The sequence below is a fragment of the Prescottella equi genome (assembly GCF_020171745.1).
Lineage (GTDB): Bacteria > Actinomycetota > Actinomycetes > Mycobacteriales > Mycobacteriaceae > Prescottella > Prescottella equi_A.
Genome location: NZ_JAIVAH010000002.1, coordinates 24,352 through 37,202 on the forward strand (window position 1 = coordinate 24,352; position 12,851 = coordinate 37,202).

A 12,851-nucleotide genomic window follows, 5' to 3' on the forward strand; every position below is an offset into this window, starting at 1 on the left:
CGAACAGGGCCGAAGGGCCCTTCACACACACCGACGGACCTGCCCCAATGGACGGGAGGAGTGCCATGGACACGATGAACACGGCGGTCATCGACAGACGCGATCTCGATGACCTGATCCGGGTGCTGCGCGACGACGGGCGCCGCGTGGTGGGTCCAACGGTGCGCGAGAGCGCCGTCGTCCTGGGCGACCTCGAGTCCGGCGCCGACCTGCCCGACGGCTGGGGTGTGGTCACGGCGCCGGGCGAGTACCGGCTCGAGCGCCGCGATGACGGCGCGGTCTTCTCCCACTCGGCTGGACCGATGTCGTGGAAGACGTTCGTCCATCCACCTCGGCAGGTGTTGTGGTCGGAGTCCGGTGGGACGTTCTCCGGTCCGGACGCCGAGGAGCCCCGTTTCGCATTTCTCGGCGTGCGTGGCTGCGATCTCGCGGCGATCCGTACGCTGGGCACCGTGCTGGGCGCCGACCCGGGCGGCCACACCGCCCGAGTCCTCGCAGACCTCGTGGTGATTGCGGTGAACTGCATCGAACCGGGTGGGGTGTGTTTCTGCGCCTCGATGGGCACCGGACCCGGCGTCGGCGGCGGCTACGATCTCGCGCTCACCGAACGCATCGACGATCGCGGGCACCGGTTCGTCGTCGACGTCGGCACCGAGACGGGGGCCCGCCTGCTCGCGCGGATCCCGCACACCGCCGCCACCCGGGCCGACGCCGACGAGGCGTGCGCGGCCGTCGACGACGCGCGCGGACGGATGGGACGCGCGATGCCTGACGTGGACCTGCGGGAGTTGTTGCGCGCCGCCCGCGACGAACCGGTGTGGGACGACGTCGCCGACCGCTGCCTCACCTGCGGAAACTGCACGATGGTGTGTCCGACGTGCTTCTGTACCAGCGCCGAGGATGTGAGCGAACTGGGCGGCGAGGGCACCGAGCGGCAGCAGCGGTGGGCATCGTGCTTCGAACTCGACTACTCGCACCTGCACGGCGGGAACGTCCGCACCACCGGCGCAGCACGCTACCGCCAGTGGATGACGCACAAGCTCGGTACCTGGTTCGACCAGTTCGGTTCGTCCGGCTGCGTCGGGTGCGGGCGCTGCATCGACTGGTGTCCGGTCGGGATCGACATCACCGCCGAGGCCGCGCGGCTCAGCGGTGCGCTGCCGGCATTCGACGCCGAGGACCGGGGGCACGGGCTGTGACGGGGCCACTGTTGCTGCCGGGCCTGTCCGATGCGGCGCGGGACCGGCTCGCAGAGTTGTCCACTCCCGCGTTGTGGGTGCCGGGCGAGATCGTCTTCCACGAGGGTGAGCCCGCCCGGCGGTGTTGGTTGCTGCGGCGCGGACGAGTGCAGCTCAGTACCGCGGTGCCTGGTCGCGGCGACGTGGTGATCGAGACGCTGTCCGGCGGCGACGTGCTGGGGTGGTCGTGGCTGCGGCCGCCGGAGGTGTGGAGTTTCGGAGCGCGTGCGGCCGAACCGACCGAGGCGCTGCAGATCGACGTCGCGGCGCTGCATGAGGCGGCCGACCGGGATCCCGTGTTCGGGTACGCGGTGGCACGCGCGATGTCGGGACTGCTGCTCGACCGTCTGCAGGCGACGCGGGCCCGGCTGCTCGATCTGTACGCGAACCGAGGTAAGTCGTGACCGGGCCGACATCGGTGCTGGTCCCGACAGCTCACCGGGTGCTGCACCGGACGGTGGAGACACACGACTCGGTCACTCTCGAGTTGGCACCCACCGGCGCTGCGCTGCCGGGGTTTCGGCCCGGGCAGTTCATGATGCTGTGCGCGCCGGGGATCGGAGAGATCCCGATCTCGGCGTGCGGAGATCCGACGCGCAGCGACGGAGTCCTCACCCACACGGTGCGCAGCGTCGGGCCCGCGAGCGCGGCGCTGCACGACGCACCGGTCGGCACCGTCGTCGGTGTGCGCGGCCCGTTCGGGACCGAATGGAACCTCGACGGCGCCGCGGGCGGAGACCTGGTGATCGTCGCGGGCGGAGTCGGCCTCGCGGCGGTGCGAGCGCCGATGCTCGCTGTCATCGCACACCGGGCGCGGTACCGAAACGTCACACTCGTGGTCGGGGCCCGCAGTCCGGACGAGATCCTCTACCGCCGCGAACTCGACGGTTGGCGCCGCACGGGGATCGACGTCGTGGTGACCATCGACCAGCCCACTCGGGACTGGACCGGGCCGGTCGGGTTCGTCACCGAGGTGCTCACCCGGTTGACGGTGGTACCGGAGCGAACGCACGCCCTCGTCTGCGGACCCGAGGCGATGATGCGGTTCTCGGTCCGCACCCTCGACGGCCACGGCGTCGAACGCCGCCGGGTGCAGGTCTCGCTCGAGCGGAACATGCAGTGCGGCGTCGGTGTCTGCGGGCACTGCCAACTCGGCGAGCTACTGCTCTGCCGCGACGGCCCGGTCGTCGACTACACCGTCGCCGGCCCGCTCCTGCACACCCGGGAGTTGTGATGGCCTCCCCACCGACACTGGCCGTATGGAAGTTCGCGTCGTGCGACGGCTGCCAGCTCTCGCTCCTCGACTGCGAGGACGAGCTGCTCACGGTGGCAACCGAACTCGACATCGCGCACTTCCTGGAGATGTCGAGCGCGTCGGTCGCGGGGCCCTACGACCTCTCGCTCGTCGAGGGCTCGGTCACCACGGCGGAGGACGTCGAACGGATCCACCGGATCCGCGACGCCTCGGAACACCTCGTCACGATCGGTGCGTGCGCGACCGCAGGCGGGGTCCAGGCGCTGCGCAACTTCGGCGACGTCGCCGAGTTCGCCGCGGCCGTGTACGCGAGCCCCGAGTACATCGACACACTCGCGACGTCGACGCCGATCTCGGCGCACGTGCCGGTGGATTTCGAACTGCGCGGCTGCCCGATCGACCGCCGGCAGCTCATCGAGGTGATCACCGCGTTCCTCGCCGGCCGCTCCCCGAACGTGCCCGACACCAGCGTGTGCAACGAGTGCAAGCGGCGCGGGCTGACGTGCGTCATGGTCGCCGACGGTACCCCGTGCCTGGGTCCGGTCACGCACGCCGGTTGCGGCGCACTGTGTCCCGCGCATTCACGGGGGTGCTACGGATGCTTCGGTCCCACAAAGGATCCCAACATCACGTCGCTGGCCGGCTGGTTACGCCGCTGCGGCATGGACGACGCCGGCATCGGCCGGGTGTTCTCGACGTTCAACGTCGCCGCACCCGAGTTCGACGAGGGGCGCCGCCATGGGCAGTGACGATCCCCCTGATGTTGCCCAGGGCGCGCCCGACGCGGCCGAGCGGCGGCGGCTCACGGTTCGGGCGCTGGCCCGGGTGGAGGGCGAGGGCCGGCTCGACGTCACCGTCCGGTCCGGCACGGTCGAGCACGCCCGGCTCGACATCTACGAGCCGCCCCGCTTCTTCGAAGCGTTCCTCCGGGGGCGTGACTTTCGCGAGCCGCCGGACATCACGTCCCGGATCTGCGGGATCTGCCCGGTCGCCTACCAGGTGAGCGCATGCAACGCCCTCGAACAGGCCTGCGGCGTGACCGTGAATCCACGGGTGCGGGCGCTGCGGCGGCTGCTGTACTGCGGCGAGTGGATCGCCAGCCACACGCTGCACATCTACTTCCTGCATGCGCCGGACTTCCTCGGATTGGACGACTCGATCCAACTCGCCCGCCGCGACCGGCGCGCCGTCGAGCGGGGGCTCGCGCTCAAGAAGGCCGGCAACGCAATCCTCGAGACGATCGGCGGGCGCCCGATCCATCCGGTGAACGTCCGGGTCGGCGGGTTCTATCGGGCCCCGACCCGGGGCGACCTCGATGCCCTCGCCGACACCCTGCGTCGCGCTCTCGACGACGCACTCGACACCGTCCGCTGGGTGGCCGGATTCGACTTCCCCGACGTGCGCCTCGATCCGATCCTGGTCGCGTTGCACGACGACGCCGGGTACGCGATCGAGGACGGCGTGGTCCGCACCAGTGCCGGCGATCGGTTCCCCGGCGCCGCGTTCGGTGATCATGTGCGCGAGCGTCAAGTTCCCGAGTCGACGGCACTGCACGCCCGTCTGGACGGCGCTCCCTACCTGACCGGGCCACTGGCCCGGTACTCGCTCAACGGCGGGCAGCTCACCGGCGCCGCACGGGATGCCGCCACCGCGGCCGGGCTGGGCGAGGAGTGCCGGAACCCTTTCCGCAGCATAATTATTCGTGCAGTGGAGGTCACGTTCGCGGTAGAGGAAGCGCTGCGGATCATCGACACCTACGAACGTCCCGAACCGCCGTCCGTTCCGGTCGCAGCGCGCGCAGCCACCGGGCACGGGGTGAGCGAGGCGCCGCGCGGGTTGCTCTACCACCGGTACGTGCTCACCGACGACGGGTCGATCCGAGCCGCCGACATCGTTCCCCCGACCGCACAGAATCAGGACGTCATCGAGGCCGATCTCGTCGACCGGATCGGCGAACACCTCGACCTCCCCGACGCGGCTCTGACCACGCTGTGCGAACGGATCATTCGCAACCACGACCCCTGCATCTCGTGCGCCACTCACTTCCTCGATCTGAAGGTGACGCGCCGATGAGCGGACAGGCGAACACCGTTGTCGTCGGTCTCGGCAACGAGTTCCGGCGGGACGACGGCTTCGGCCCCGCGGTGGTCCGGGCACTGGACGGACGGATTCCGCCAACCACCACGGTCACCACGGTCACCGATGCGACCGACCTGCTCGACGCCTGGGCGGGAAGGCAATTGGCGATAGTCGTCGATCTCGTCCTGCCGGACCTGATTCGCCCGGGCCGGGTGCAGCGGTGGGTCCTCGGCGACGACGCCGGTCCGCTGGACAGCCACGGCATCGACGTGGCGGCCGCGCTCGCCCTCGCGCACGCGCTCGGCACGGCACCCGGACACGCGATCCTGTATGCGACGGCGAGTCGTGATGTGGGGTTCGGGCAGCACCTCTCGCCCCCGGTACGGCGGGCCGTGGAGGTCACGACCGACGCCATCGCCGCAGAGGTGACATCAGGGCTACGAATCGAATGATCCTGCTACCGGGCCGCTTTCCGGCGCACCCGTCAGCGCGTCTCGAGCACCAGCAGGTAACCACCGCCGCCCGCGTCGATGCGGGTCGACAGATCGAGATCCGGTGCGAAACGCGACAGCCGGTCGAGCAACCACTCCGCGGCGGCCTTCGCGTCCGACTCACCGGGGCACCGCGCCACGGCTACCCGGCCGCCCTTGCGGCTCAACTGCTCCACGACCCCGACGATCGGCGCGGGGTCGACCACGAACAGGTGGTCCGGCCACGGCACGACGGGCTTGACCGCACCCTTCTTGGTGTTGCACGCACGGTGCGCCAGCCGCTCCTGGACGGCCTTGGCCTTGCTCTTCTTCGCCGTCGCGATGCCGTCGACGCTCGGGCCGCGGGGATCGTTGACGGACATGTCGGGGTCGACCGGTTCGTCGCACAGCCAGCAGCGCCAGCCGTCACGATCACCGATTTCCTGCAGGTTGCTCACGCGAAAACGGTACCTTCGCCGCCGAAGCCGCGAAGGTACCGTCCCCTGTTCCCGATCGAGCGGGACCGCCTACATGTCGGAGATCGCCTCCAACGGCTTCGTCTTGGCGGCACGGGACGCCGGCCACAGCGCCGCCAGCACACCCACGACACCCGACCCGATCAGCATCGCCAGCACCTGACCCCACGGCACCGAGATCTGGTCCAGGCCCTGATCGGCGAGCGTCCGCACGAAGCCCCATCCGAAGACGACGCCCAGCACGACGCCCACCAGCGCACCGAACACGGCGATGAGCACCGACTCGAGGTAGATGGTGCGGCGCACCTGCGCACGCTGCATTCCGACCGCCCGGAGCATGCCGATCTCCCGGCGACGCTCGACCACCGACAGCGCGAGGGTGTTCACGATGCCGAGGATCGCGATGACGACCGCGAGCGCCAGCAGGCCGTAGAGCACCGAGAGCAGCATGTCGATCTGCTGGCCCTGCGCGCCCTTGAACTGCTCGCGGTCCTGGACCTGCACGACGACGAACGGGTCGGTCGCGGACGCGAGATCGGTGGCCATCGCGGTCAGGTCCGCGCCCGGCGTCGCCTTGATCAGCACCGCCCACTCCGCCCGCATGTTCGCCGGCGTCATCTCCCGGTACACCTCGCCCGACACCATCCACGGACCCAGCAGCTGGTTGTCCTCGTAGATGCCGGTCACCGTCACCGTCGTCTGCTCGCCGTCACGATCGGTGAGGGTGACGGGCGTGCCCAGCTTCCAGTCGTGGTCGGCGGCCTCCGACTCGCTGACCATCATGTCGGTGCCACCGACGGACGCGGAGCCCTCCTTCATCGTGTAGTCGAGGACACCGTCCGGGGAGCCGCTCAGCGCGGTGCCGAAGACGTCGTCGTCGCCGATCTTCGCGGCCACGCCATGCAGCGACACCGCCTCGGCGACACCGTTCACGCGGCCCGCGGCGGCCGCCGCTCCGGCCGGCACCCCGATGCCTTGCGGCCCCGTGAGCACGAAGTCGGCCTCGACGCCCTTGTCGACCAGGGAGTTCACGCTCGACTTGGCGGACGCACCGAACACGCCGATCACCGACACCAGCATCAGGCCGAGCGTGAGCGCGAACGCGGTCGCCGCGGTGCGCTTCGGGTTGCGAACCGCATTAGTGCGGGCGAGACGCCCCACCGGACCGAACGGCTTCGCGAAGATCGCGCCGAGTCCGCCGACGATCGGACGGGACAGTGCCGGTGCCGCGAGCAGGACCGCGAGGACGAGCGCGAGCGCGCCCAGTCCGACGATCGCCGCCGCGCCGCCACCGGTGGACTGCGCGCCGACGACCAGAGCGAGCACGCCGAGCACCGCCGCGATCGCACCGATCAGCGTGCGCACCTTGAGCGTGTCGCCGGTGGAGGCGAACTCCTCGCGCATCGCCGCGACCGGCGGCACCTTCGCCGCGCGGCGGGCCGGAGCGTAGGCGCTGACGACGGTGACGATGATGCCGAGCACCAGCGCGACGATGATCGTGCGCGGTGCGACCTGCAGCGATCCCTCGGGCAGGCCGAGATCGAACGCGTTGAGCAGGGCGCGCAGACCGTAGGCGAGGCCGACGCCGGCGGCGAGGCCCAGCGCGCTGCCGATGGCGCCGACGACGAGCGCCTCGAACACCACGGAGCGGCCCACCTGCTTGCGGCTGGCGCCGATCGCGCGGAGCAGCGCCAGCTCGCGCAGACGCTGCGCGACGATCATCGAGAACGTGTTGTAGATGATGAACGTGCCCACCAGCAGCGCGATCGCGCCGAATGCCAGCAGGAAGTAGTTGACGAAGCTGAGGGCCTGGCCGATCTCGTCCTTGGTCTCCTGCTTCACCTCGGCACCGGTCTGCACCTTGGTGTCCGGCAGGGCCGCGGCGATGCGATCGCTCAGCTCGTCCTGCGACACCCCGGAACCGGCGACGTCGATGTAGCCGACGTGGCTGCCGTCGGTGAACAGCTCACGGGCCTGCGCATCGGTGAACAGCGCCCCGACGTAGCCGCCGGTGTCGGTCTCCGGCGCATAGATGCCGGAGACGGTGACGTCGTTCCAGCCGCGCATCGTCAGCACCCGAGTGGGCGAGCCGACGTCGAGGCCGGCGCGTGTCGCGGCGCTCTGGTTGAGCGCGATCTGACCGGTCTGCTCCGGCGGCGTGCCGGCGACGAACTTGGTCGGCTCGCCGAGCGCCTGCTCCGGCGGCAGGTACGACGACCCGATGCTCGGGGCGCCGCCGTTCTGCATCGGCTTGCCGGCCGAGTTGAGGACGACGATCTGCCCGTCCACGGCCGGGGCGACCGCGCGGACGCCGTCGACCGCACGGATGGTGTCGACGTCCGCGATCGGGACACCGCTCGAGCCCTGTTCGACGGCGCTGACCCGGACGTCGACACCCTGCGCGGTGCCGTCGAAGATGCTGTCGAACGTCTTCTGCAGCGTGTCGGTGAACACGAACGAACCCGCGACGAACGCGGTGCCGAGCACCACCGACAGCACGGTCAGGACGAGCCGCACCTTGTGGGCGGCGAGATTGCGCAACGACACCTTGCGCATCGGTGAATTGGTCACGGCCATGGCGTCAGACCGTCTCGAGGTTCTTCATGCGGTCCAGGACCGACTCCGCGGTGGGCTCGCGCAGTTCGTCGACGATCTGCCCGTCCGCGAGGAACACCACGCGGTCGGCGAAGCTCGCGGCCCGCGGATCGTGCGTGACGATCACGACGGTCTGGTTGAACTCGTCGACCGCGGCCCGCAGGATCGACAGCACCTCGCCCGACGAACGCGAGTCGAGGTTGCCGGTCGGCTCGTCACCGAAGATGATCTCCGGCTGCCCGGCGAGCGCCCGCGCGCACGCGACGCGCTGCTGCTGACCGCCCGACAGCTCACCGGGACGGTGGTCGAGACGGTCCCGCAGGCCCAGCCGATCGACCACGGTGTCGAGCCACTGCTGGTCGGCCTTCCGGCCGGCGATATCGAGCGGCAGGGTGATGTTCTCCAGCGCCGTGAGCGTCGGCACCAGGTTGAACGCCTGGAACACGAAACCGATCCGGTCGCGGCGCAGCTGCGTCATCTGCTTGTCCGAGAGCGTCGTCAGATCCGTCGCACCGATCAGCACCGCACCCGACGTCGCGGCGTCGAGGCCGGCCAGGCAGTGCATGAGCGTCGACTTGCCGGAGCCGGACGGCCCCATGATGGCGGTGAACTCCCCCCGCGCGAACTCCGCGGACACGCCCGCGAGCGCGTGGACCTGGGTGTCCCCCGACCCGTAGACCTTCGTCAGGTTGACCGCGCGGGCGGCCACGGTGGTTTCGGTGGGCATCTCGGTTTCGGTTGGCATGCCCACCATCCTCACCCGCGGGGACGACAGAAACCATCGGGGTCTTCCCTGATCTTGTACCCCGACCAGCCGCAGGGTCCGTTCGTGCGAGGAGTGACCGTGGCGTTCAGTCGTGCGAGAAGGCCCGGGCGATCTCGCGCTCGATGTCGAGGTACGGCTCACCGGACACGTCGGCGACCACCTTCGCGATGGTCCCGCCCCGGAACCGGAACGGGGCGCGGTACGCCGCCGACACCGACTGCCCGGGATCGCGTCCGATCCGGATACCCTCGCCGACGCCCGAGAACATCGCCGGCTGCATCCGGATCCCGGAGCGCGAGCCCACCGCACGGTCGTCGATGTGCAGCGTCACGTCACCGACCGGCGTGAACTGGTCGTCGCCCGCGCCCGTCCGCTCGAACCGCACCCCGAGGACGTGCGAGCCGGCGGTCACCTTGTCGGTGGACACGACGAGCTGTTCCTCCTCGCCGAGGAAGTTGTAGACGTACGTCAGCCGCCCGTCCTGCACGAACAGCGTGTGTCCGCCCAGACGGCCGCCGTGGGCGAACAGGACGCCCTCGACGTCGTCGGCCGACTCGACGCTCACCTCGGCCAGCAGCGAGAAGGATCGGCCCCGCATCTCGAGCGCGGCGCCCGGACCCACCTCGGCGGCGTCCGGGTAGTAGACGAACGACTCCCGCGCACCGGTGAGGTACGGCCGGTAACGCAGAAACGCCGACAGGATGTCGAGGTCGTTGAGCGGCAGCCCGCCGTACTTCTCGGCCTCGGTGAACCACAGCGCCCGCATCTCGTCGAGCTTGTCGGGGCGCGCGGCGGCGAGATCGTGGACCTGGCTGCGGTCCCGCTCGATGTGGAACAGCTCCCAGCGGTCGTCGTCGAAGTGCGACCAGTTCGACGGCGCGGCGGGGTGGACCGTGTTCGCGAACCAGCCCTCGTGCCAGATCCCGCGGGTGCCGAGCATCGAGTAGAACTGGGTGACCTTGCCCGTGGCCGCGTCCGGATCGTCGAGGATCGGACGGAAACTCACACCTTCGAGCGGTCGCTGCGGGACACCCCCGACCAGCAGCGGCGGGTCGACGCCGAGCAGTTCGTACACGGTGGGCGTGACGTCGCAGACGTTCACGTAGCGGTCGCGGACCTCACCACGAGCCGCGATGCCGTCCGGCCACGAGATCAGGCACGGGTCCGCGATCCCGCCCTCGTGCGACGCGTACCTCTTGAACAGCTTGTACGGGGTGTTGAACGCCATCGCCCAGCCGAGGCAGTAGTGGTTGTACGTCTCCGGCCCGCCGAGTTCGTCGATCTTCGCGAGCCCGTCCTCCACCTTGTCGGCGTAACCGTTGAAGAACTTGTACTCGTTGACCGAACCGTTGGGTCCGCCCTCGCCGCTCGCACCGTTGTCGGAGAGCAGCACGACGATCGTGTTGTCGAGCTGCCCCGACTCCTCCAGGTAGTCGAGGACGCGACCGATCTGCGCGTCGGTGTAGCTCTGGAAGCCCGCGAAGACTTCCGCCATCCGGCTGAACAGCCGCTTCTCGTCCTCCTGCAACGAGTCCCACGGGCGGACCGTGTCGAGCGGCGGCCACGGCAGCCCCTCGGCGCTCACCTCGTCGGCATACGGATTCATCGGCGACAGTTCGGTGTCGGCCGGCACGAGCCCCAGGTCCTTCTGGTTCTGCAGCACGATCTCGCGGTACTTCTCGTACCCCATGTCGAAGCGGCCGGAGTACCGGTCGGCCCATTCCTGCGACACGTGGTGCGGCGCGTGGCCGCAGCCGGGACACAGGTACATGAACCACGGCTTGTCCGGCGCGATCACCTTGGAGTCGCGGATGAACTCGATCGACTTGTCCGCCAGGTCCTTCGACAGGTGGTAGCCGTCCTCCGGGGAGTACGGCGGCTCCACCGGATGGTTGTCGTAGACCAGGTTCGGGTACCACTGGTCGGCCTCGCCCCCGAGGAACCCGTAGAACCGCTCGAAACCCCGCGAAAGCGGCCAATTACGCTTCGTGGCAGCCAGATTCGACTCCTCGAGTGGCGTGAGGTGCCACTTGCCGACCGCGTAGGTGTTCCAACCGCGCTCGCCGAGCACCTCGGACATCAGCGCGCAGTCCGCCGGAATCCGGCCGCTCGCGTTGGTGAATCCGTCGGTGAACTCCTCGACCGTCGCCATGCCCACCGACGTCGGGTTCCGCCCGGTCAGCAGCGCGGCGCGCGTCGGCGAACACAGTGCGGTCGTGTGGAACTGGCTCAGCAGCACACCACGATCGGCGATGCGCCTGAGATTGGGCATCTCGACCAAGCCGCCGTACAGGTCCCACGTCCCGATGCCGGTGTCGTCCCACACCAGGTACAGGACGTTGGGCGCGCCCTCGGGCGCGCGGGGTTCGGCGAACGGCGCCCAGTCCGGCGTCGAGTCCCTGATGTCGACCGAAACCTTGCCGGTGAAATCCTTGCCCGTGAAATCCGCAGCCATGACCGGGTCCTCCCGATGCGCGTGAGGGTCCCATCATCACACGCACCGGGAGGCACCGGGGCAGGTTCGGGCTACTCGGCCCGCGTCTCCATCATCACGTTGAAACCCCTGGTGAAGTCCAGATAGTCCACGACGTCCGTTCGGACGACGTCGGGACTGTCGGGGCCCGCGTAGTAGTGCTCGCGGTAGTCGTCGACAGTGTCGAACCACAGCTCCGAGACGGCCTCGATCCCACCGGCGCCCGCACCGCGGGCATCGACGACGAGGTTCTGCACGTACCGGCTCACCGCCGGATGGTGCACCCGCGCAATGTCGGCGTGTGCGGCGTAACGCTGCTCGAACTCGGCACGCGGGACGTCGGCGCGGCGCGCGACGAAACACACCTGCTTGATCCCACCTCCCGCGGTCGCCGCCGGATCGCGTCGGTCCCAGCGGACCGACTCGGTGAGCGTCAACACCGCATCGGGATCGACGCCGACGTCGACCGCCGCGTCGTCCCACGACCACACCACGGTGCGGAGCGGCACGTCGTCCGACTGCGGTGCAACGGAATTGGTGCGGAAGATGCCGGGCCGGTGGATGTCGACCACCGAGCGGCCGCCGGCGTCCACGGCGCCGAGCACGTCGGCGAACGCGAACGCCCGCTTGACCACCGTCACGACCAGCGAGCCTGGCCGCCGTCGAGCGGGATCGTCGCACCCGTCAGGTACGCCGAGTCCGGTCCGACCAGGAACGCGACCGCGTTGCCGATGTCGGTCTCCGGATCACCGATGCGGCGCATCGGGATGCTCGCGACGAACGCCGCGGCCTCCTCCGGACGCGCCTCGGTCCAGCGCTGCAGACCCGGCGACATGGCGTGCGGAGCAACGGCATTGACGCGAATGTTGTCGACACCCCACTCGCACGCCGCCGCACGGGTCAGCGACCGCACCGCTTCCTTCACCGATGCGTAGCCGCCGTAGCCGCTCGCGTCCCAGCGGACCGCGACCGACGACACCATGTTCACGATCGCGCCGCCGCCGCGCTCCTTCATGGAGGGGTAGCAGGCCTGCATCGTGCGCAGTGCCGCGATCGGGCCCGACGTGTAGGCGCGTTCGAGAAGGTCGGCCTTCAGTTCGTTGATCGGCCCCAGGGGGTTGAGGCTGGCGTTGTTGACCAGGATGTCGACGCCACCGAACAGTGCGATGGTCGTCTCGACCGAACGCGCGATGTCGTCGGCGTCCGAAACGTCCGCGACCACCGGTTCCGCGATCCCGCCGAACGCCGCGATCTGCTCACACGTCTCGATCAGCTTGGACTCGGTCCGCCCCGACACCGCGATCCGCGCGCCCTCCTTCGCGAGCGCGAACGCGACGCCCTGACCGACTCCCTGACCGGCACCCGTGATGAGTGCGACCTTTCCGTCCAGCTTGCCCATGTGGTTTCAATCTCCCGCAGTTTCGGATGTGCCGACCGACACACAACCAGGAACGGTCGACCGCCGGGCCGCGTTTCCCGTTGATCGGGACCTCGACGCC

Annotated in this window: 12 protein-coding genes; 6 read left to right on the top strand and 6 right to left on the bottom strand. The window is 69.7% G+C overall.

Annotated features, from left to right (window positions below):
* Positions 1-47: 47 nt before the first annotated feature.
* From LCL87_RS00125 to LCL87_RS00150, 6 genes are read left to right on the top strand one after another with little or no spacing between them, the layout of a single operon-like run.
* Complete coding sequence (locus tag LCL87_RS00125) at positions 48-1,199, top strand: 4Fe-4S dicluster domain-containing protein (protein WP_510850668.1); 1,152 nt, start codon at positions 48-50, stop codon at positions 1,197-1,199.
* Complete coding sequence (locus LCL87_RS00130) at positions 1,196-1,642, top strand: cyclic nucleotide-binding domain-containing protein (protein WP_225015314.1); 447 nt, start codon at positions 1,196-1,198, stop codon at positions 1,640-1,642. Before LCL87_RS00125 ends, LCL87_RS00130 begins: the two co-directional genes overlap by 4 nt.
* A complete protein-coding gene (locus LCL87_RS00135) occupies positions 1,639-2,472 on the top strand; it encodes an FAD/NAD(P)-binding protein (RefSeq protein WP_225015316.1) in 834 nt (277 codons plus the stop codon). Before LCL87_RS00130 ends, LCL87_RS00135 begins: the two co-directional genes overlap by 4 nt.
* Complete coding sequence (locus LCL87_RS00140; protein ID WP_225015318.1) at positions 2,472-3,242, top strand: NADH-quinone oxidoreductase subunit B family protein; 771 nt, start codon at positions 2,472-2,474, stop codon at positions 3,240-3,242. Before LCL87_RS00135 ends, LCL87_RS00140 begins: the two co-directional genes overlap by 1 nt.
* The gene (locus tag LCL87_RS00145; RefSeq protein WP_225015320.1) at positions 3,232-4,566 is read left to right on the top strand and encodes a nickel-dependent hydrogenase large subunit; all 1,335 of its coding nucleotides are present in this window, start codon (positions 3,232-3,234) and stop codon (positions 4,564-4,566) included. Before LCL87_RS00140 ends, LCL87_RS00145 begins: the two co-directional genes overlap by 11 nt.
* Positions 4,563-5,024 (top strand): hydrogenase maturation protease, encoded by a 462-nt coding sequence (locus tag LCL87_RS00150; RefSeq protein ID WP_225015322.1) that lies wholly within the window; start codon positions 4,563-4,565, stop codon positions 5,022-5,024. Before LCL87_RS00145 ends, LCL87_RS00150 begins: the two co-directional genes overlap by 4 nt.
* A gap of 32 nt (positions 5,025-5,056) precedes the next feature.
* Here the strand turns inward: LCL87_RS00150 and LCL87_RS00155 are convergent, their stop codons facing one another.
* From LCL87_RS00155 to LCL87_RS00180, 6 genes are all read right to left on the bottom strand, one after another.
* Entirely contained in the window at positions 5,057-5,500 is a 444-nt protein-coding gene (locus LCL87_RS00155; RefSeq protein ID WP_225015324.1) for a hypothetical protein, read from the bottom strand.
* Positions 5,501-5,569: 69 nt separating this feature from the next.
* Positions 5,570-8,095: an FtsX-like permease family protein gene (locus LCL87_RS00160; RefSeq protein ID WP_225015326.1), complete on the bottom strand. Its 2,526-nt coding sequence runs from the start codon at positions 8,093-8,095 to the stop codon at positions 5,570-5,572.
* A gap of 4 nt (positions 8,096-8,099) precedes the next feature.
* A complete protein-coding gene (locus LCL87_RS00165) occupies positions 8,100-8,867 on the bottom strand; it encodes an ABC transporter ATP-binding protein (RefSeq protein WP_225015334.1) in 768 nt (255 codons plus the stop codon).
* A gap of 97 nt (positions 8,868-8,964) precedes the next feature.
* Entirely contained in the window at positions 8,965-11,334 is a 2,370-nt protein-coding gene (locus LCL87_RS00170) for an arylsulfatase (RefSeq protein ID WP_225015336.1), read from the bottom strand.
* A gap of 71 nt (positions 11,335-11,405) precedes the next feature.
* Positions 11,406-11,993 (bottom strand): hypothetical protein, encoded by a 588-nt coding sequence (locus tag LCL87_RS00175; RefSeq protein ID WP_225015338.1) that lies wholly within the window; start codon positions 11,991-11,993, stop codon positions 11,406-11,408.
* Entirely contained in the window at positions 11,990-12,751 is a 762-nt protein-coding gene (locus tag LCL87_RS00180) for an SDR family oxidoreductase (RefSeq protein ID WP_225015346.1), read from the bottom strand. The genes LCL87_RS00175 and LCL87_RS00180 overlap by 4 nt, the downstream gene beginning before the upstream one ends.
* Positions 12,752-12,851: the final 100 nt, after the last annotated feature.